This window comes from Bradyrhizobium sp. NBAIM14, assembly GCF_020193895.1.
Classification (GTDB): domain Bacteria; phylum Pseudomonadota; class Alphaproteobacteria; order Rhizobiales; family Xanthobacteraceae; genus Bradyrhizobium; species Bradyrhizobium yuanmingense.
In genome coordinates, this window is sequence record NZ_JADYVQ010000012.1 from 88,998 (window position 1) to 106,858 (window position 17,861).

Annotated in this window: 20 protein-coding genes; 5 read left to right on the forward strand and 15 right to left on the reverse strand. The window is 65.5% G+C overall.

Features of this window, described 5'->3' with window-relative positions; all coding sequences use genetic code 11:
• Positions 1 to 29: 29 nt before the first annotated feature.
• The 4 genes from I6F28_RS24935 to I6F28_RS24950 all read right to left on the reverse strand — a co-directional run bounded on the left by I6F28_RS24935 (position 30) and on the right by I6F28_RS24950 (position 3,718).
• Positions 30 to 1,025 (reverse strand): glycerophosphodiester phosphodiesterase, encoded by a 996-nt coding sequence (locus I6F28_RS24935; RefSeq protein WP_128263074.1) that lies wholly within the window; start codon positions 1,023 to 1,025, stop codon positions 30 to 32.
• Between the two features lie 38 nt (positions 1,026 to 1,063).
• On the reverse strand, positions 1,064 to 1,873 hold the full coding sequence (locus I6F28_RS24940; RefSeq protein ID WP_225141554.1) for a L,D-transpeptidase: 810 nt from the start codon (positions 1,871 to 1,873) through the stop codon (positions 1,064 to 1,066).
• A 163-nt stretch (positions 1,874 to 2,036) separates the two neighbouring features.
• Positions 2,037 to 2,798 carry an ABC transporter permease gene (locus tag I6F28_RS24945; RefSeq protein WP_036006407.1) on the reverse strand — a complete coding sequence of 254 codons (762 nt, stop codon included), beginning with the start codon at positions 2,796 to 2,798 and terminating at the stop codon, positions 2,037 to 2,039.
• On the reverse strand, positions 2,795 to 3,718 hold the full coding sequence (locus tag I6F28_RS24950; protein WP_036006409.1) for an ABC transporter ATP-binding protein: 924 nt from the start codon (positions 3,716 to 3,718) through the stop codon (positions 2,795 to 2,797). Before I6F28_RS24950 ends, I6F28_RS24945 begins: the two co-directional genes overlap by 4 nt.
• A gap of 285 nt (positions 3,719 to 4,003) precedes the next feature.
• Between I6F28_RS24950 and I6F28_RS24955 the strand changes: the two genes are divergently transcribed.
• Positions 4,004 to 4,723 carry a hypothetical protein gene (locus I6F28_RS24955; protein WP_225114525.1) on the forward strand — a complete coding sequence of 240 codons (720 nt, stop codon included), beginning with the start codon at positions 4,004 to 4,006 and terminating at the stop codon, positions 4,721 to 4,723.
• 31 nt (positions 4,724 to 4,754) lie between these two features.
• Here the strand turns inward: I6F28_RS24955 and I6F28_RS24960 are convergent, their stop codons facing one another.
• Entirely contained in the window at positions 4,755 to 5,933 is a 1,179-nt protein-coding gene (locus tag I6F28_RS24960; protein WP_225141556.1) for a cytochrome P450, read from the reverse strand.
• A 16-nt stretch (positions 5,934 to 5,949) separates the two neighbouring features.
• A complete protein-coding gene (locus I6F28_RS24965) occupies positions 5,950 to 7,158 on the reverse strand; it encodes an ABC transporter substrate-binding protein (RefSeq protein ID WP_225141558.1) in 1,209 nt (402 codons plus the stop codon).
• A gap of 107 nt (positions 7,159 to 7,265) precedes the next feature.
• Between I6F28_RS24965 and I6F28_RS24970 the strand changes: the two genes are divergently transcribed.
• Together I6F28_RS24970 and I6F28_RS24975 are read left to right on the forward strand one after the other, a co-directional pair.
• The gene (locus I6F28_RS24970; RefSeq protein WP_225127783.1) at positions 7,266 to 7,745 is read left to right on the forward strand and encodes a MarR family winged helix-turn-helix transcriptional regulator; all 480 of its coding nucleotides are present in this window, start codon (positions 7,266 to 7,268) and stop codon (positions 7,743 to 7,745) included.
• Positions 7,746 to 7,918: 173 nt separating this feature from the next.
• On the forward strand, positions 7,919 to 8,863 hold the full coding sequence (locus I6F28_RS24975) for a LysM peptidoglycan-binding domain-containing protein (protein ID WP_036006428.1): 945 nt from the start codon (positions 7,919 to 7,921) through the stop codon (positions 8,861 to 8,863).
• Positions 8,864 to 9,066: 203 nt separating this feature from the next.
• On the opposite strand, the gene I6F28_RS24980 is transcribed toward I6F28_RS24975, so the two are convergent.
• Positions 9,067 to 10,140: a tartrate dehydrogenase gene (locus I6F28_RS24980; protein ID WP_036006429.1), complete on the reverse strand. Its 1,074-nt coding sequence runs from the start codon at positions 10,138 to 10,140 to the stop codon at positions 9,067 to 9,069.
• A 272-nt stretch (positions 10,141 to 10,412) separates the two neighbouring features.
• Between I6F28_RS24980 and I6F28_RS24985 the strand changes: the two genes are divergently transcribed.
• On the forward strand, positions 10,413 to 11,330 hold the full coding sequence (locus I6F28_RS24985) for a LysR family transcriptional regulator (RefSeq protein ID WP_225141560.1): 918 nt from the start codon (positions 10,413 to 10,415) through the stop codon (positions 11,328 to 11,330).
• A gap of 47 nt (positions 11,331 to 11,377) precedes the next feature.
• Positions 11,378 to 12,202, forward strand: a complete 825-nt coding sequence (locus I6F28_RS24990; protein WP_036006458.1) for an aspartate dehydrogenase — start codon at positions 11,378 to 11,380, stop codon at positions 12,200 to 12,202.
• A gap of 4 nt (positions 12,203 to 12,206) precedes the next feature.
• Here the strand turns inward: I6F28_RS24990 and I6F28_RS24995 are convergent, their stop codons facing one another.
• From I6F28_RS24995 to I6F28_RS25030, 8 genes are all read right to left on the reverse strand, one after another.
• Entirely contained in the window at positions 12,207 to 13,511 is a 1,305-nt protein-coding gene (locus I6F28_RS24995) for a PQQ-dependent sugar dehydrogenase (RefSeq protein ID WP_225141561.1), read from the reverse strand.
• A gap of 139 nt (positions 13,512 to 13,650) precedes the next feature.
• Positions 13,651 to 13,860, reverse strand: a complete 210-nt coding sequence (locus tag I6F28_RS25000) for a hypothetical protein (RefSeq protein ID WP_025038081.1) — start codon at positions 13,858 to 13,860, stop codon at positions 13,651 to 13,653.
• Positions 13,861 to 13,993: 133 nt separating this feature from the next.
• Positions 13,994 to 14,620, reverse strand: a complete 627-nt coding sequence (locus I6F28_RS25005; RefSeq protein ID WP_036006440.1) for a methyltransferase family protein — start codon at positions 14,618 to 14,620, stop codon at positions 13,994 to 13,996.
• Positions 14,621 to 14,646: 26 nt separating this feature from the next.
• Positions 14,647 to 15,678 (reverse strand): NAD-dependent epimerase/dehydratase family protein, encoded by a 1,032-nt coding sequence (locus I6F28_RS25010; RefSeq protein ID WP_036006442.1) that lies wholly within the window; start codon positions 15,676 to 15,678, stop codon positions 14,647 to 14,649.
• Between the two features lie 28 nt (positions 15,679 to 15,706).
• On the reverse strand, positions 15,707 to 16,225 hold the full coding sequence (locus I6F28_RS25015) for an Mpo1 family 2-hydroxy fatty acid dioxygenase (protein WP_036006444.1): 519 nt from the start codon (positions 16,223 to 16,225) through the stop codon (positions 15,707 to 15,709).
• A 171-nt stretch (positions 16,226 to 16,396) separates the two neighbouring features.
• On the reverse strand, positions 16,397 to 17,062 hold the full coding sequence (locus I6F28_RS25020; protein ID WP_036006447.1) for an OmpA family protein: 666 nt from the start codon (positions 17,060 to 17,062) through the stop codon (positions 16,397 to 16,399).
• Positions 17,062 to 17,478 (reverse strand): hypothetical protein, encoded by a 417-nt coding sequence (locus I6F28_RS25025; protein ID WP_036006450.1) that lies wholly within the window; start codon positions 17,476 to 17,478, stop codon positions 17,062 to 17,064. The genes I6F28_RS25020 and I6F28_RS25025 overlap by 1 nt, the downstream gene beginning before the upstream one ends.
• 88 nt (positions 17,479 to 17,566) lie before the next feature.
• Positions 17,567 to 17,854, reverse strand: a complete 288-nt coding sequence (locus tag I6F28_RS25030) for a type II toxin-antitoxin system HicB family antitoxin (RefSeq protein WP_036006452.1) — start codon at positions 17,852 to 17,854, stop codon at positions 17,567 to 17,569.
• Positions 17,855 to 17,861: the final 7 nt, after the last annotated feature.

The window sequence follows — 17,861 nt, forward strand, 5'->3', positions numbered from 1 at the left end:
CGCTCCATCCGGGCTACGAGGCATCGCAACTACGGCGCCACGGGCGTCCCCACCGGCAGCGCAATTCCCTTAGCGCCGGCCACCTCTCGCAATAGATCCGGCCTGTCCGAGATGATGCCGTCGACGCCGAGCTCGATCATGCGCGTCATGTCCTCGCGCTTGTTCACCGTCCACACCACGACGCGCAGTCCGAGCGCGTGGGCCTCCGAGACCAGAGGCGCGGTCACGTCGCCGAAATAGGGCGACCAGATCGCGCCGCCCGCAGCCTTGATCGTGCGCGGCAGCGAGCCGGCGTGATCGGCCGGGTTGAACCCCGCCGTCCAGTTTGTCGCCTTGTCGAGCGCTACCGTCGGAGCCAGGCCGCGCTGGATCGTCAGGTACGCGGTCGGGATGTTCGGCGCCTGCTGCTGGACGCGACGCAAGGTTCGCCAGTCGAACGACTGGATCATGACGCGATCGGAGACTCCCTCGGTCTCGATCACCCCGAGCAGCTTCGCGACGAATTCTTGCGGATCAAGCGTTTCATCGGGACGGTTCGGATCGATCTTGGTCTCGATGTTGAAGCGCACTTGCCTGTTGCCGGACTTGCGCACCAGCGCGAACAGCTCGCGCAAGGTGGGAATGCGAGTGCCCGGGACGGCACGCTGGCCCGGAAATTGTTTCGCATAGGCACTGTCCGGCCGAATCTGGCCGACGTCATAGGTCCTGATCTCGTCGAGCCGCAATTTCACGAACGGCGTGCCGGGCGGAGCGATGTAGGCGCCATCGGGCCGCCGTGCGAGATCGGGATTGAGCCCGCGCTCATGCGCGACGATGACTTCACCGTCGGCGGTGACGCCGACGTCGAGCTCCAGCGTGTCCACGCCCATCGTCAGCGAATGGGCGAAGGCGGGCAGGGTGTTCTCCGGCAGCAGCGCCCGCCCGCCGCGATGCGCCTCGAGGTCGAAGGCCAAATCAGATCCCATGGCTTGTCCGGCAGTGAGCAGCGAGAGCAGCACCGGGATTGTCGTGGCACGTGATGGCATGGTGCCTCGACGGTCAAGGGCGGTTGATGGTCGCCGGGTCAGTTCTGATAGTAGTAGCCGCGCGGCTGATAAACCTGCCGCGGCTGCGGCTGATAGTAATAGCCCTGCTGGCCGTAGCCCTGGTCGTAATAAGGCCGCGGCTGCTGCTGATAGACCTGCGCGTCGTAGAGCGGGCGGGTGGCCGAGCGCGGCGCCGGATAGCGCGCGCCGGTGTCGCTGCCGTCGGCCGGGTAGATGTAATTGTCGTCCTGCGGCATGTAGCGCCGCGCGGGCTGCGCCGGCGGGGTCAGGTCCACGGGGGCGCCGGTGGTGGCGTATTGGTCTTCGGCCGGCTGCGGGGCGCGGGCCACCGCAGTGTTGTTGCGGCCGCGCGGATTGCGCGCCAGCGCCACCTGTGCCGAGCCGGTCAGCGTCACCGTGGTGTTGAGCACGCCCTGCTGCTGCACCAGCGCATAGAGCGTCGAGGCATTCTGGCGCGACAGGCGCACGCAGCCATGGGATGCCGGCGAGCCGAGCCGGCCGACCGAGTCCGTGCCGTGGATGGCGTGCCCGACCTTGGTGAAGAAGATCGCGTGCGGCATCGGTGCGTCGTCGAATTCCTTGGAGTAGTGATCCTCTTCCATGCGGAAGGCCCGGAAGGCGCCGTTCGGCGTCTCGCGCGAGGGGAGGCCGGTCGACACCGGCCAGCGGTAGCGCGCGACCCCGTCGACGGCGACGGTCATCTGCTGATTGTCCTTGTAGACGGTGATCTCGACCTTGGCCTGCGCGGTGCCCGCGCTCAAAAGCATCAGGGATGTGAGAGCAATAAAAAACGAACGCATCTGACTTCTGGCCTCCGGCCTGTTCATGCTTAGCGCCGCGGCTCTCCGTCCCCCGGCGTGCATTATGCCTGCAGCCCGGCGTTGGTTCCAGCGGCCAGCCTGTCCATCGTTAACGTGATGGCAGGCGTAAGCAAGGCCGCTTTGTGCCGCGCCGGCCGGCGGCGCTGACATTTTCGCGAGCGCCGCGTGGTCAGTTCTTGAGCCGGTATCCGGTTCGGAAAATCCACCAGATCACGACCAGGCAGATCACCAGGAAGGCCAACGTCATGCCGATGCTGACGGACACGCTGACGTCGGCGATCTCGTAAAAGCTCCAGCGGAAGCCGGAGATCAGATAGACGACCGGGTTGAGCAGCGCGACCGTGCGCCATGTCGGCGGCAGCATGTCGATGGAATAGAAGCTGCCGCCGAGGAAGGTGAGCGGCGTCACCACCAGCATCGGAATCATCTGCAGCTTCTCGAATCCGTCGGCCCAGATGCCGATGATGAAGCCGAACAGGCTGAACGTCACCGCCGTCAGCACCAGGAAGGCCAGCATCCAGACCGGATGCTGGATATGCAATGGAACGAAGAGCCCGGCGGTCGCCAGGATGATCAGGCCCAGGATGATCGACTTGGTGGCGGCGGCGCCGACATAGCCGAGCACGATCTCGAAATAGGAGATCGGCGCCGACAGGATCTCGTAGATCGTGCCGGTGAATTTCGGGAAGTAGATGCCGAACGAGGCGTTGGCGATGCTCTGCGTCAGCACCGAAAGCATGATCAGGCCCGGCACGATGAAGGTGCCGTAGCTGACGCCCTCGACCTCGCTGATGCGCGAGCCGATCGCAGCGCCGAACACCACGAAATAGAGCGAGGTCGAGACCACCGGCGAGACGATGCTTTGCAGCAGGGTCCGCCAGGTACGCGCCATTTCGAACAGGTAGATGGCGCGGATGGCGCGGTGGTTCATGACGTCCTCACGAGGTCGACGAAGATGTCCTCGAGCGACGATTGCGTCGTGTCGAGGTCGTTGAAGCGGATGCCGGCGGCGCGCAAATCGCCGAGCAGGCTGGTGATGCCGGTGCGCTCGCCCTGGGTGTCGTAATCGTAGACCAGCGTCGCGCCGCCGTCGCAGAGCTCGAGCTCGTATTGGCTGAGGCTTTCCGGCAACGCCGTCACCTTGTTCTGCAGATGCAGCGTCAGCCGCTTCTTGCCCAGCTTCTGCATCAAGGTGGTCTTGTCCTCGACCAGCACGATCTCGCCCTTGTTGATGACGCCGATGCGGTCGGCCATCTCCTCGGCTTCCTCGATGTAATGCGTGGTGAGAATGATGGTGACGCCGGATTGCTGAAGCCCGCGTACCACCTCCCACATGCCCTTGCGCAGCTCGACGTCGACGCCGGCGGTCGGCTCGTCCAGGAACAGGATCTGCGGCTCGTGCGACAATGCCTTGGCGATCATCACGCGGCGCTTCATGCCGCCGGAGAGCGTGATGATCTTGTTGTCCTTCTTGTCCCACAGCGAGAGGGCCTTCAGCACCTTCTCGATGTGATCGGGGTTCTTCGGCTTGCCGAACAGGCCGCGGGAGAAGCTCACGGTCGCCCACACGCTTTCGAACGCGTCGGTGTGCAATTCCTGCGGCACGAGGCCGATCAGCGAGCGCGCCTTGCGGTAGGAGGTCTGGATGTCCTCGCCGCCGACCAGGACCCGGCCCTCGCTCGGATTGGCGATGCCGCAAATGATCGAGATCAGCGTGGTCTTGCCGGCGCCGTTGGGGCCGAGCAGCGCAAAAATCTCGCCGCGCTTGATGTCGAGGTTGACGTTCTTGAGCGCCTTGAAGCCGGACCCATAGGTCTTCGACAGATTGGCGACGGAGATGATGGAAGACATGATGGCCGCGAGGCTGAGGAGCAAAGGCTGGGGAGGGGGCCGGACCATCCAGGAGGACAGGTCGGCGGAGCCCTGAAATAGGAACGCCATTGTCCCTCCGCAATTCCCCGGAGAAAAATGGTCTCAAAACAGGCGCTTTAGTGGCATGTTCCGGGCAAGTGTTGCGCGATGGTCACGGCTTGCTGCTAAGATTGGCGCTCACGCGCCTCTTTGTTGCGTCTGCGAGCGCGCCGTGGCTACGATTTTGGCCAATCGCGAAGCGTATTGTCTCCAGGGAAAAGATCGATGAGACCGAACGGCCGTCACACCGCCGGCGCAAGCCAATTGTCCACCCTCCGTGCGTGGGCGATGGGTCTGCTCCTGCTGTCAGCTGTTGCCATCAGCCCGACCACCGCCAAGGCCGCGCCGAGCCAGGCCGCGGTGGCGACCACGCATGTCTATCTGCTACGCGGCGTGCTCAACATCTTCTCGCTCGGCCTCGACACGATCGGCGCCCGCCTCCAGGCGCAGGGCATCCCGGTGACCGTCGCCAATTTCGTGTCCTGGTCCTCGCTCGCCGATGAAGCGGCGGCTGCCTACAAGGCCGGTCGGCTCAAGACCATCATCCTGGTCGGCCATTCCTCGGGTGCGACCGCGCTGCCCGACATGATCGCCAAGCTCAACCAGCTCGGCGTGCCCGTGAAGCTCGCGATCGGCCTCGACTCCGTGTTCAAGACCAAGCTCTCGACTGGCGCGGAACGCTACATCAACATCTATATCGGCGATGGCCCCGGCGAGCCGGTGCGGGCCGCGGCCGGGTTCCGCGGCAAGCTCGACAATGTCGACATCCGCGGCAGTGGCGTCGGCCACATCTCGATCGACAAGAACGAGGCGATCCAGCGCCGCGTCATCGCCGAGATCGACGCCGCCATCATGCGCTCGCGCGCCCCGGCTGCGCGAGTCGCCGAACCCGCTGCGCCGCGGCCCGCACGCGCGGCGGCGGCAACGGATCCGGCGAGGAATTGAGCCGTCGCGCATCCTGCAGCGTGATGCCCGCCTAAGCTGGCGTCACGCGAACCGGCATGCTCTCCAGCCCGCGCAGGGAATTGTTGAGCCTGCGCTTCGGCTCCGCCGTGAGCTCGATCGTCTTCACGCGCCTTGCGAGCTCGCCGAAGATCAATTCGCCCTCCAGACGCGCGATCATCTGGCCGACGCAGGCGTGTATGCCTGCGCCGAAGCCGACATGGCCGGTCGCAACCCGCTCCACGTCGAAACGGGCCGGCTTGTCCCAGCGCGCGGGATCGCGATTGGCGGAGGCCATGAACAGCAGCACCTTGCGGTGCGCCGGGATCATGCCGCCGCCGATCTCGGCATCGCGCGAGGTGGTACGAAAAAACGTCTGCACCGGTGAATCGTAGCGCAGACCTTCCTCGAAGGCGTTGCGTGCCAGCTCTGGTTTCTCGTGCAGCTTGCGATATTCGTCCGGATGGGTGGCGAGCGCGAGCAGGGTATTGCCGATGCCATTGACGGTGGTGTCGATCCCGGCCGTGAGGAACGGCCGCACCAGATGCGTCGCCTCGTGCTCGGTGATCTCGCCCTCATCGGCCGCCTGGTAGATCATCATGCCGAGGCTGTCGGGCCGTAGCGCATCGCGCGCACAACATTCCATGATCCAGCTCTGCGCCGCGAGGCCGTCCTTCCGCGACGCCGCGAGGATCTCGTTCTCCGGGCCGAAGCTGTTGAATACGAACGTGCTCCAGGCGAGCAGCTTCTCGCGCCCATCGGGGCGGATGCCGATCGCGTCCGGAAACACCTTCATCGGATAGGCTTCCGCAAGATCGGTCACGGCATCGAACGTGCCTTTGTCGATCAGCTCCGAGACCTTCCTCTCTGCTTCGCGCTGGAACGTCTCGCGCAGCTTCCTTGTGACGCCCGGAGACAGCGTGCGGCCGAGCACGCGGCGGCCCTTGTCGTGGTCGGGCGGATCGATCTGCAGGGTCAGCGGCTTTGGCAGCGCCGGGTTCATCCCGTTCAGCCCGACGCCCTCGCCACTGATGAACGTTTTCCAGTCCTTCAGGGCCGCTTCGACCTCGGCATTGCGCGCCATGGCCCACACGCCGTAGCGCTCCACTTCGAACACCGGCCCGATTGCGCGCAGCGCCTCATAGGCGGGATAGGGATCCGTCAGAAAGCCGGGCGCGAACGGATCGACCGGACTGGATGCAATGCCGCTCATGGTCAGCTCCGAACCGCTATTGCTTTGCGAGCGGGCACTGACCGTCACTCTCGGACCGGAACGCGTCCTCGCCCTTGATCGTGGCAACGACCTTCAGCAGATCCCAGGACGAATTCGATTCCTCGGGGGCCTTGACCTGCAACAGGTAGAGCGGATGGATCTTGCGGCCGTCCTTGCGGATGTAGCCCTTGCCGAACAACTGATCGTCGGTCGGCATCTGCTTCATCGTCGCGACCACGGCCTTGCCGTCCTTGGCGCCGCCGGCCTTGTCGACCGCCTTGAGGTAGTGGATGACCGAGGCATAGACGCCGGCCTGCATGTCGTTCGGATAGGCCTTCGAGGGAATGCGTTCGGCGAAGCGCTTCGCGAAAGCACGCGTGCCGTCGGTCAGATCCCAGTAGAACGGATTCATGATCTGCGCGCCCTGCGCAAACTTGAGCCCAAGCGCGGGAAGGCCGTTCATGCCGAGGATCAATCCGACCAGCTTGTGATCCTTCGTCAGCCCGAACTCGGCGGCCTGCTTCATCGAGGTGATGGTATCGTCCCCCGCATTGGCGAATGCGATGACGCTCGCGCCCGACGCCTGGGCCTGGAGCAGGAATGAGGCGTAATCAGCCGTGCCCAACGGATGCCGCACGCTGCCGAGCACCTCACCGCCGGACGCTTTCACGGCTTCCGCGGCCTGCTTTTCCAGATCATGGCCGAACGCGTAATCCGCGGTGATGAAGAACCATTTCTTGCCGCCCTGCTGCACGATGGCCTTGCCGAGGCCGCGCCCGTAGGAATAGGTGTCGTAGGTCCAGTGCACGGTGTTTGGCGTGCACTTCTCCCCGGTCAGAAGCACCGTGCCGGCGCCCGAGCCCACGAAGACCTTGTTCTTCTCGGCGCTCATGCCGGCCACGGCGAGCGCAATCGACGAGTTCGGAATGTCGAAGATCGCATCGACGCTCTCGTTCTCGTACCAGCGCCGGGCGATGCCGATGCCGATGTCCGTCTTGTTCTGATGGTCCGCCGCAACGACTTCCACCGGCTTGCCGGCGGCCTTTCCGCCATAGTCCTCGACGGCGATCTTGGCGGCGACGACCGAGCCGATGCCCTGATAGCTCGCGAACGGCCCCGATTGATCGTTCAGGATGCCGATCTTCACGACGTCCTGGGCCAAGGCCGGTGCGGCGGTCAGCACCGCGGCCACCATGCACAGTTTATGCAGGAATTTGCTGTTCATTGTGTCCCTCCCATGGGCGGTCTTGGTGCCGCTCTATAATAGTTATATTTTATAGCTATTTTTGAGAGTGTCAATTCGGCCGACTTGTGGCCGCCGGATCCAGGATCATGAGCCCGAAAGCAGTCAGACCCGGAGCGAAGCCCCCTCAACCGTCGGAGACGTCACTGGACTTGCGCGCGCTGCAGCGCACGCCCGGCTTCATGCTGCGGCTCGCGCAGCTGAAGTTCTTCGAAGGCTTCTACGAGGAGTTCGCCGCACTGGGCCTGACGCCGGCGACCTACGCGATCTTCGTCGTCATTCGCGACAATCCGGGCGTTCCCCCCAGCAGCCTTGCCAGCCTGCTCCGCCTGCGCCTGCCGAACCTGATCAAGATCCTGAACGAGCTGGAATCGTCCGGCTTCATCAAGCGTAACCGCTCGAAATCCGACCGCCGCGCCGTCGAGTTGATGCTTACGCCGAAGGGCGCCAAGCTCATTCAGGACGGGGCAAGCCTGACGGGGCTCTATAACCGGAAGATGCTGGCCCCGCTCACCGAGGCGGAGCAACGCACCCTGCTCGAATTGCTCAATCGGCTGCTGCCGCTTTAGCCCGGGAGAGGCCCGCCTGAGGCCGACGGTCGCAGCCACGTCCAGCGGCGCGGCAGCCGGAGAGGGCGCCGGACGAGAGATGGTCGGTTCCCGTGCCCCAAAATCCACCCAATCGATGGTCACTAAGCCGGTCAGGGGAGGCCCCTGCCTCCCGTGGTGGGACTGCTGGACTGATGATTCATTCGAGGCGACTCCTCGCGCTGGCAGCAGTGGTGCTGCTCGCCTTGAGCAGTGGCATGGCCGCTGCTACTCCCCCCAAGTCCAAGACCAACGCGACCGCCCCCGCCGCGCCGCCGCCGCCTCCGCCGTTCGAGCCGTTGCCGCCGCCAAAAATCTACCTGTTCCGCGGCGCCATGGGCCCGATCTTCTCGACCGGCATGGATCGGCTCGAAGAGAAGCTAACGAAGGCCGGCTTCTCGGCCAACGTCTACGAATTCACCATCTGCCGGTGGATCGGCGATCGCGCCATCTCCAGCTATAAGGAATCGCCGGCGCCGATCGTGCTGATGGGCCATTCCATGGGCGGGCTGTGCTCGATCGTCATCTCCGAGATGGCGGCCAAGGAGAACATCCCGATCAGCCTCGTCATCGCCATCGATCCCGCGCAAGCGACCGGCGATGTTCCCCTCAACGTCGAGCGCTTCATCAACATCTTCCTGTCCGACAGCGTGCTCGGCGGCGGCGACGTCGTGGCTGTTCCCGGCTTTCGCGGCCATTACGCCAGCTATGACCTCAAGCGGAACGCGCGCGTCACCCACATCAACATCGAGAAGTCCGACGATATCCATCGTCAGATCGTCGAGATGGTGACGCAGCTGCCGCGCATTCCGCCGCAAACGCAGGCCGATGCCGTGCCGCTGCGCTATCTCGTGCCGGCGGACACGCTGGTCGAATTGTGGGACAGCGGCGTGCGGGTGCCGGTGCGCCGCGGCGACACCATGGAGAGCATCGCAGCAGCAAACCGCGTGCCGCTGTGGACGCTGGCGCAGAGCAACTCGCTGCCCGAGAACGCGCAGCTGACGCCGGGCCAGACCATCATCGTCCCCCGCCATCTGACACCGCCCGAGCCGGCCGCCGCGATGGCCACGCCGCCGGCGTCACCGGCGGCGCGGAGGTAGGGGCCGTTATCTTGCGGCAGAAGGCGGTGCGCTCCCTCTCCCGCTTGCGGGGGAGGGTTGGGGAGGGGGTCTCTCCTCGATCGAGGACCCCAGAGAGCCCCCACCCGCCGCGCTCTGGCGCGCAATTGCGCTGCCGAGCGCGTCGCCCTCCCCGCAAGTGGGAGAGGTGCAGCGAGTCCTTGGCGACACTCGATCCGATAAGACTAAACATTCGATCCGTGGATCGCATCGATCACGGCGTCCGTGACCTCCTTCGTGGTCGCCTTGCCTCCGACATCCGGCGTCAGCACGCCCGCGGCGCAGACACGCTCGACGGCGGCCATCAGCCGTAAGGCGGCATCCTTCTCGCCGAGATGCTCGAGCATCTGCGCGCCGGTCCAGAACGTCGCGACAGGGTTGGCGATGCCCTTGCCGGTGATGTCGAACGCCGAGCCGTGGATCGGCTCGAACATCGAGGGGAAGCGGCGCTGCGGATCGATGTTTCCGGTCGGGGCGACGCCGAGGCTTCCAGCCAGCGCGCCGGCGAGATCGGAGAGGATGTCGGCGTGGAGATTGGTTGCGACGATGGTGTCGAGGCTCTTCGGATGCAGCGTCATGCGCACCGTCATGGCGTCGACCAGCATCTTGTCCCAGGTCACGTCAGGGAATTCGCCGGCGACCTCGGCCGCGATCTCGTCCCACATCACCATGCCGTGGCGCTGCGCGTTCGACTTGGTCACGACGGTCAGCAGCTTGCGCGGGCGCGACCGCGCGAGCTGGAACGCATAGCGCATGATCCGCGTGACGCCGACGCGGGTGAAGACGGCGACTTCAGTGCCGACCTCTTCCGGCAGGCCCTTGTGGGCGCGGCCGCCCATGCCGGCATATTCGCCTTCCGAGTTCTCGCGCACGATCACCCAGTCGAGATCGCCGACGCCGACATTGCGCAGCGGCGAGGCGACGCCCGGCAGGATCTTGGTCGGCCGCACATTGGCGTATTGGTCAAAACCCTGGCAGATCGGCAGGCGCAGGCCCCACAGCGTGATGTGGTCGGGCACGTCGGGGGCGCCGACCGCGCCGAAATAGATCGCGTCGAACTTCTTCAGCTCGCTGAGGCCGTCCGCCGGCATCATCACGCCGTGCTTCTTGTAATAATCCGAGCCCCAGTCGAACGTCTTGACGTTGAAGGCGAGATCGCCACTGCGTTTTGCGAGAGCCTCCAGCACGCGGACGCCGGCCGAGATCACCTCGGGGCCGATGCCGTCGGCGGGGATGGCTGCGATCGAATGGGTGCGCATGGGAAGGCTCCGTTTGAGAGACCGCGCCGGCATATCCGGCCGTCGGCGTCGCTGGCGAATCTAGACGAGAGTGCCGGGCAAACTCAATCGGCGCTGGTTTATACAAAAAAATGATATAATCATCGGGAGGTCGCCACGGCGTCATGGCCGGGCTTGACCCGGCCATCCACGCCTTTCCCCGCGGCCCAAGAACGTGGATGCCCAGGACAAGCCCGGGCATGACGACCTCGCGCAAGTCTCAAGCGCGGTCGGGCGAGGCGAGAGGACGGCGAATGGAATTGCATCAGCTCCGATGCTTCGTGGCGACGGCCGAGCAGCTGCATTTCGGCCGCGCGGCGCAGCAGCTTCAGATGCTGCCCTCCGCGCTCGGCCGGCAGATCCAGCTGCTGGAGGAAGACCTGGGCACTCGGCTGTTCGCGCGGACCACGCGCGCGGTGTCGCTCACCGAGGACGGCACGACGCTGCTGCGCGATGCCCGCACCATCCTCGCCAAGGTCGAGGCGGTCGAGAGCAACCTGCGCAATCGCTCGCGCGCGGGGACCGCGCGGCGGCTGCGGGTCGGTGCTATCGACAGCGCGGCGGCCGGACTGTTGCCGCCGCTCCTGCGCGATTTCCGCGTCAGGCATCCTGACATCGCGGTGCAGCTCCTCGAAGACAAGACTGTCCGGCTGCTGCCGAAGATTTTGACCGGCGCGCTCGATCTCGCCTTCGTCCGTCCGCCTGACCGGCCGGACAAGCGGCTCGAATTCCGCGGCCTGCTCCAGGAGAGCGCGATCGTTGCGTTCCCGCGGCGGCACGCGCTGGCCGGGCGCAAAGCGATCACGCTGGCGGATATCGCCGACGAGGCGATGCTGGTGCCGGACCGGCGCTCGCGGCCGCACAGCCACGACCTCACCATAAAGCTGTTCGAACAGGCCGGCCTGACGCCGCGCATCGTTCAGGTCGCCGACGAGAAGCAGACCATCATCAACCTCGAGGCAAGGAAGCTCGGGGTCGCGATCGTGCCGCGCTGGACCGCACGGATGGCGGTGACCGGTGTGCGCTTCGTGCCGCTTCGACTGAGGCAGAGCGGGCCGGTGGGCCGGTTGCCGCTTGCCGCCGCCTGGCTGCGCGGCTCGCGCGATCCGGCCCGCGATGCCATGCTGGCGGTTCTGGAAGCCCGCCTGCGCAGCTATGCGCGGGAGGCGTGAGCGGCTATGACATCGGCCAAGACAGAGGCCAGGACAGAGGGATGGTGATGACGGATCAGACGGCTTCAGGCGAATTGCGGGTGGCCATTGCCGGGCTGGGCTCGATCGGCACCAAGATCGCGACCGCGCTCGATCAGGGCATCGAGGGCCTGTCGCTCGCGGCCGTGGCCGTGCGGGATCCCGCCAAGCATCAAGCCTTCATCGACGGCTTGCGTCGCCCACCGACAATCCTGCCGCTCGACCAACTCGGCAAGGCCGCCGACATCGTCGTCGAATGCGCGCCGAGCAGCCAGCTGCGTGCGATCGTCGAGCCTGCGGTGAAGCGCGGCAAGGCCGCGGTCGTAGTCAGCGTCGGCGGCTTGCTCGACAATTTCGATCTGGTCGATCTCGCCCGCGCCAATGGCGGCCGTATCCTGGTGCCGACCGGCGCGCTGATCGGCCTCGATGCCGTCAACGCCGCCGCAATCGGCACCATCCATTCCGTGAAGATGGTGACCCGCAAGCCGATCGACGGCTTGAAGGGCGCGCCGTTCATCGTTCAGAACAACATCGACATCGACAATCTGCGCGAACCGCTGAAGCTGTTCGAGGGCAGCGCGCGCGAAGCGGCAAAGGGCTTTCCGGCCAACGTCAATGTCGCCGTTGCGTTGTCGCTCGCGGGCATCGGGCCCGATCGCACCGAGATCCAGGTTTGGGCCGACCCGACCGTGACGCGCAACGTTCACCGCATCGAGGTCGAGGCGGACTCAGCGCGCTTCTCGATGGGCATTGAGAACATCCCGTCCGAGAATCCCAAGACCGGCCTGATCACCGCGTTGTCGGTGATCGCGCTGCTCCGCAAGCAGCGCGCCACGCTCTGCGTCGGGACGTGAGCTCCTAAGCCCCCGTGACGCGCCAGATCACGTTGCCGACGTCGTCGGCCATCAGCAGCGACGTCTTGTCGGGACCGATCGCGACGCCGACCGGACGGCCGTAGGATTCCTTCTCGTCCGGCGACAGGAAGCCCGACAGGATGTCGCGCGACGGGCCGGAGGGCTTGCCGTTCACGAACGGGATGAACACCAGCTTGTAGCCGGACAGCTTGCTGCGATTCCACGAGCCGTGCTGACCGATCACCATGCCGTCGCCGAAACCGGGCAGGGTGCCTGCGGGCATCCAGCACAGGCCGAGCGAGGCGGTATGGCCACCGAGCGCGTAGTCCGGTTGAATCGCCTTGGCGACCATCGCCGGATCCTGCGGAACGCGGTCGTCCACCGTCTTGCCCCAGTAGCAATAGGGCCAGCCGTAGAAGCCGCCGTCGCGCACGGAGGTGAGATAGTCGGGCGGCGTCTCGTCGCCGAGGCCGTCGCGCTCGTTGACGACGGTCCAGAGCACGCCGGTCGTCGGCTCCCAGGCAAGGCCCACGGGATTGCGCAGGCCGGCCGCAAAGATGCGATGCGTGCCGGCAACGAGATCGAGCTCGTAGACCGCGGCGCGGCCTTGCTCGACCTCCATGCCCATCTCGGCGATGTTGCTGAGCGAACCGACGCCGGCATAGAGCTTCTTGCCGTCGGGACTGGCGAGCAGGCTGCGCGTCCAGTGGCCGGCGGGCTTGAACGTCGTCAGCCGCTTGCCCGGCGCGGTGATGCGGTCGGCGTTGGAGACGTAAGGGAAGGCCATCACACCGTCGGTGTTGCCGACATAGAAAGTGTCGCCGACCAGCGCCATGCCGAACGGCTGGTTGAGGTTCTCCATGAACGCGCCGCGAACTTCGGCGACGCCATCGCCATCCTTGTCGCGCAACAGCGTGATGCGGTTGGCGGAGACGCCGAGCGCGGCGGCGCGCCGCATCGTCGCCTGCATCGCATAGTGGAACACGCTGCGCGGGGCGCCCGCGATCTGCGTTGCCTCCGCGATCAGCACGTCGCCATTGGGCAGCACCTCGATCCAGCGCGGATGGTCGAGACCGGTCGCGAACGCATCGACCTTGAGCCCGGGTGCGGCGATCGGCTTCTGTCCGTCGCGCCAGCCGCGTGCGGTCGGCATCTTCAAGGTCGGAATCGCGCCTTGCGGCTTGGCTTCGGGAATGGCGGGCTTCTCGCCCCAGGCCGGCGCGGGCTCGGTGCCCGTCATCTTGCGCCATTGCAGCGCGATGCCGCCGATGAACGCGACGAACTGCGCGAAGATGCTGGAAAACGTCATGACAAGCCCCGGGTTGCGCGCGCATCCAACTGGCTGACGAGGCCGACGTCAACCTATGCGGCGCACCGCAGGGGCCGATTCCCGTGGAATGGCAGCCGATCGAATTTGCATGGGACAGGTCGCGGCGTCGGCCCGGAGATCAACGACCGATCTGCCGCTCCAGCCGTCGTGCTGCGCGAAAATCGTCCAGGTGACGGATGTTCGGCGCCAGCGCCGCTTCCCGGGACAGCAGATGATAGACCCGCGCCACCGTGCGCTGTTTCTGCTTCGTACGCCCGGGCGGCAGCGCCCGCGCCTTGCGAACGGCGGCGATCGCGTGTGCGCGAAAATAATCGTAGGCGTCCGACATGGCTCGATGCTCTGCGGCCGTTGACAGATGTCGGGGCTAACGGACGAGCGGAGGGGTGGTTCCTTGGGGGGGCAGATCGTGCGCTCGTGCCTCGGACGCAACGCAGCGCGCCCGGGATACGAGCGTGACGCCCTTACCGCGGCGACGTGAACGGAATGATCATCGGAACGCGGCGGCAATAGGCGCCATAGGCGTCCTCGCCGAGCTCCTTCGAGAGGAACACCTCTTCCATCCGCCCCTTCTGCCACATGCCGAGCGAGATCAGGATCGCGCCGAGGATCGTCGTCACCAAGCCGATCGCAACGCCGGTCACCAGCATGCCGAAGATTAGGCCGGTGTAGATCGGGTGGCGGACGATACCGTAAGGGCCGGTGTCAATGACGCGGTGGTCTTCCTTCTGGGTGATGGTGTTGGACCAGAATTTTCCGAGATGCAGCCGGCCCCACCATGCGAAAGCGATGCCGGCGACTGAGAGGACCGCAGCGATGATGATACCGGTGTTGCCGAGCACCCAAAGCGGCTTCCAGCCCATGGCTTCCGCAATGAACGGCGTGTACAGGATGCCGCCGACCAGGATCGGCAGGCGATAGCGCTGCGACTCCAGCGTCATCACCTGCTTCTTGGTCTGCCCCTGCCAGAACGAGGCGCCGACCCAGCTGACCAGAAAAGCGAGCCAGATCAGGGCGAGCAGTTGCGTCGGCCAGGTCGTGGTCCAGCCACCCCAGGCGACAGAGAGAAGCTTGCTGAAATCGAAAGACATGAAGATTCTTTGCGTTTGAAGCGGCGTCAGCTCGCACGCGAGGACAGCGCGTGATGCTTGAGGGCGCCGGAGGGCTGCTGGCCGTTGCGGGCGAGCAGGTGGGTGATGGTTTCGCGCAAGACGGGCTCGATCGGACGCGGCGAATAGCCGAGTTCGGTACGGGCTTTGCCGATCGAAAGATCGCTCGCGGCGAGCGCGATCCGCACGCCCTCGGCGGTGCCGTTGGGCGGCCGGCGCGTGATGTGGTCGGCGATGTATTCGAGCATGATCGCGGAGAGCTCGGCGATCTTGCCGGGTACGACGACGGGAAATTGCCGGCGTCCGCTCATCGTCGACATCATGCGCAGGATGTCGCCGAGCGGGACGCAGTCGCCGCCGAGGATGTAGCGCTGCCCGAGGCGGCCGCGTTCCATGGTCAGGACCAGGCCCATGGCGACGTCGCGGACGTCGACCAGATTGACCAGGAAGTTGAGGTGCGGCTGCACCTTCTTCTGCAGGAAGTACCAGAGCATCGCGGTCGGCGGTGTCAGATGTTGGTCGGCGGCGCCGATCGGCATGGTCGGCGTGCCGATCACCAGCGGGAAGCCCGCTTCTGCCGCTTTGGCGGCATGATGCTCGGCGAGCGATTTCGACCGGGTGTAGGCGCCGGGCATTGCCTCGGCCGGCTGCAGCGCCTCTTCGGCGGGAACGCCCTTGAGGTCGGAATAGGGGAACAGGATCGATTCGGTCGAGCAATGCAGGAAGCGCGAGACGCCGCGCTTCATCGCCGCCGCCAGCACGATCTCGGTGCCGCGGCAATTGACCTCGTGAAAGTCCTGCTTGTTGGCGACCCACATGCCGGGCAGGCCGGCGAGGTGATAGACCTGATCGCAGCCGGCGATCGCCGCATCGACCGCGGCACAGTCCAGCACCGAGCCGTGGACGTGCTCGACATCCGCGTTCGCCGCGCTCGGCACACGGACATCGAGAACGCGGACCCGCTGCCCACGGGCGCGGAGCGCTTCTACGAGGTGATGTCCGATGAAGCCACTGCCACCGGTAACCAGGACGAGAGCCATGCAGTAGGTTGCTGTTTCGCTTCGAGCGTTATCGGGTTGAAAGGGAATTGGCCGGAAGAGGCGCCAGAATCGCGGCAAGGTCGCGACGGAAACCCAGTGCAATGAATAATTTTGCCATGACGAACATCGGTCCAAGCAAAAGATGCGAGGGGAACGTGAACAACGAGGCCTCGCGCCCCTCAAAAACCTTGTGGCCGATGGCCTGTGCGGCGAGGCCGAGCACCACTAGCGTGGCGAAAATCGCCCACATCGTCGCGGTGCCGACTTGCGCCGCGATGGTCGTCGCAACCGAAAACAGCACGACGGAGACGGCCAGAATGCCGAGCCCGAGCGCCGCGTCGAGCAGCAGCCAATAAATCAAGACCGGAACAGCCAGGACCACCGCCAGGCTGACGTTGAATCCGAACAGCGGAAGCTTGACCAGCGTCAGCGGCAGCACGGCGCCGGTGAACAGCAGCAGGATGCCGACCACATGCATCGCCGTGTTGCGGGGATCGCGATGGTACTCGACATAAACGGCAAGTTGGCGCTGGAAAAAGCCACCCATTTCGGTCTCATGCAGCACGGGGTCGGGAAGGGCGAATAGAGGCTATAGCACTGGACCGAGCGGTGCACAAACCGGCACTTTTGTCGCGTGAAACCGTGCGCGCGCGCCCGGGACAGGCTGCAAAATAATCCGCACTTCAAGGGGTTCCGTCAGCCGCGGAGCCGCCTTCGCTTAGCGCTTCTTGGCGGGCTTTTTCGCCGCAGGCGCTGGCGTCGCAGCCGGACGCGTCTCTTCCGGCAGCTTGGCATAAGTCAGGATCTGCAACTGGCCGTTGACGGCGGAGGTCGGCTTGGCCCGATCGAGAAACTGCTCCTCGCCGAGGCCGATCGGATGCAGCCGCTTGGTCGAGATCTTGAAGGTGTTCACCAGGACGTCACGGATCGCATCGGCCCGGCGCTGACTCAGGATCGCATTGGCCTCGCGCGTCTTCGAATTGGATTCGACGTGGCCGACGATCAGGAAAGTGTAGGGCAGCAGCGAGGAATGAACCAGCGCGTCCGCAATGCGGCCAACGGTCTGGTAGGACGCCGGCTGGATGATCGGCGTGTCGGCGTCGAACTGGATCTGCGCATTGAAGGCGGGCAGCTTGGCGAGCTCCGGCGCGATCAGCGGCCGGTTCACCGGCCCCGGATCGTTCTTGATCCTGGTCTTGGCGCGCTCCATCACCTGCTGCTTCAGCGCGGGCAGGTCAACCTCGGCGGCCTCTTCGAAATGGTTCAGCTTCGCGACAATGTCGTCGCGGGTCGGCGCCGCCGTCTGCGCGCCGGCGGGGCCCGCGAGCAAAGCGAGCCCCAGCGCCAAGCCCAGTCCTGCGGTAGCGAGCCCGGTCGCGCGCATCAGCGATACCCCGCGTCGTCAACGGCCTTCAGGCAGTTGTTGCTGATGCCCTTGGGCGTCGAGACCAGGCACGGGATCGACTTGCTGGTCTCCTTGGTCGAGCCGCCGCAGACCTTGACGATCTCGCGCTGGCAGGCGTTCGCTACCGTCACGCGCGCGGCGACGCGCTTCTGGATGGCGTCGAACACGCCGAGATAGTCGCTCGTGCATTGCGGCGAGAGCACGTCGCGATTGCGCGACAGGCATTCCTTCAGCCGGTTCGAATCCGGGTTGACGCCGCGGCAATTGGCGACGATTTCCGCCCCGCAGCTCGCCGCCAGCTTGCCGATCGAATCGCCAAAGCTCATGGTCTCCGCCGCCGCAAGCGACGGCATCCCCAATGCAAGCACGATCAATGTGACGGAGCCCCGGACCATGGGTTGCATCTGATACGGGGAAGTTCGCGGCGGTCAAGGGGCGTTCGGGCGAGAACTGTCGAGAGTTGCGCAGTGCGGCGAACAGTCCTCACTCGGCCTCAGCGAGGGGCGGCCAGTCGACCAGGGCGACGGTATGGTTCCTGAGGTCCTCGGCAACCTCGGGATCGGCCTTGAGCTCATCCAGCGTCCGCGGCGGGGGCAGCTGGCGCCCGTCCGCGGTCAGCTCCTGCGCAAAGAACGCCAGCGCCTCGGGCCCATTCTCCAGCGCCTCCTCGACGTCGTCGCCGCCGGAGATGCAGCCGGGCAGATCCGGAAACCACAAGCTCACGGTTTCGTCCGGGTCGGCATCCTCGATGATGGCAACGTACTGAGCCATATCGGGT

Excerpts from the sequence above, each read along its gene's own strand:
- I6F28_RS24935 (WP_128263074.1), bottom strand. The coding sequence starts at position 1,025 with ATGCCATCACGTGCCACGACAATCCCGGTGCTGCTCTCGCTGCTCACT.
- I6F28_RS24940 (WP_225141554.1), bottom strand. The coding sequence starts at position 1,873 with ATGAACAGGCCGGAGGCCAGAAGTCAGATGCGTTCGTTTTTTATTGCT.
- I6F28_RS24945 (WP_036006407.1), bottom strand. The coding sequence starts at position 2,798 with ATGAACCACCGCGCCATCCGCGCCATCTACCTGTTCGAAATGGCGCGT.
- I6F28_RS24950 (WP_036006409.1), bottom strand. The coding sequence starts at position 3,718 with ATGTCTTCCATCATCTCCGTCGCCAATCTGTCGAAGACCTATGGGTCC.
- I6F28_RS24955 (WP_225114525.1), top strand. The coding sequence starts at position 4,004 with ATGAGACCGAACGGCCGTCACACCGCCGGCGCAAGCCAATTGTCCACC.
- I6F28_RS24960 (WP_225141556.1), bottom strand. The coding sequence starts at position 5,933 with ATGAGCGGCATTGCATCCAGTCCGGTCGATCCGTTCGCGCCCGGCTTT.
- I6F28_RS24965 (WP_225141558.1), bottom strand. The coding sequence starts at position 7,158 with ATGAACAGCAAATTCCTGCATAAACTGTGCATGGTGGCCGCGGTGCTG.
- I6F28_RS24970 (WP_225127783.1), top strand. The coding sequence starts at position 7,266 with ATGAGCCCGAAAGCAGTCAGACCCGGAGCGAAGCCCCCTCAACCGTCG.
- I6F28_RS24975 (WP_036006428.1), top strand. The coding sequence starts at position 7,919 with ATGATTCATTCGAGGCGACTCCTCGCGCTGGCAGCAGTGGTGCTGCTC.
- I6F28_RS24980 (WP_036006429.1), bottom strand. The coding sequence starts at position 10,140 with ATGCGCACCCATTCGATCGCAGCCATCCCCGCCGACGGCATCGGCCCC.
- I6F28_RS24985 (WP_225141560.1), top strand. The coding sequence starts at position 10,413 with ATGGAATTGCATCAGCTCCGATGCTTCGTGGCGACGGCCGAGCAGCTG.
- I6F28_RS24990 (WP_036006458.1), top strand. The coding sequence starts at position 11,378 with ATGACGGATCAGACGGCTTCAGGCGAATTGCGGGTGGCCATTGCCGGG.
- I6F28_RS24995 (WP_225141561.1), bottom strand. The coding sequence starts at position 13,511 with ATGACGTTTTCCAGCATCTTCGCGCAGTTCGTCGCGTTCATCGGCGGC.
- I6F28_RS25000 (WP_025038081.1), bottom strand. The coding sequence starts at position 13,860 with ATGTCGGACGCCTACGATTATTTTCGCGCACACGCGATCGCCGCCGTT.
- I6F28_RS25005 (WP_036006440.1), bottom strand. The coding sequence starts at position 14,620 with ATGTCTTTCGATTTCAGCAAGCTTCTCTCTGTCGCCTGGGGTGGCTGG.
- I6F28_RS25010 (WP_036006442.1), bottom strand. The coding sequence starts at position 15,678 with ATGGCTCTCGTCCTGGTTACCGGTGGCAGTGGCTTCATCGGACATCAC.
- I6F28_RS25015 (WP_036006444.1), bottom strand. The coding sequence starts at position 16,225 with ATGGGTGGCTTTTTCCAGCGCCAACTTGCCGTTTATGTCGAGTACCAT.
- I6F28_RS25020 (WP_036006447.1), bottom strand. The coding sequence starts at position 17,062 with ATGCGCGCGACCGGGCTCGCTACCGCAGGACTGGGCTTGGCGCTGGGG.
- I6F28_RS25025 (WP_036006450.1), bottom strand. The coding sequence starts at position 17,478 with ATGGTCCGGGGCTCCGTCACATTGATCGTGCTTGCATTGGGGATGCCG.
- I6F28_RS25030 (WP_036006452.1), bottom strand. The coding sequence starts at position 17,854 with ATGGCTCAGTACGTTGCCATCATCGAGGATGCCGACCCGGACGAAACC.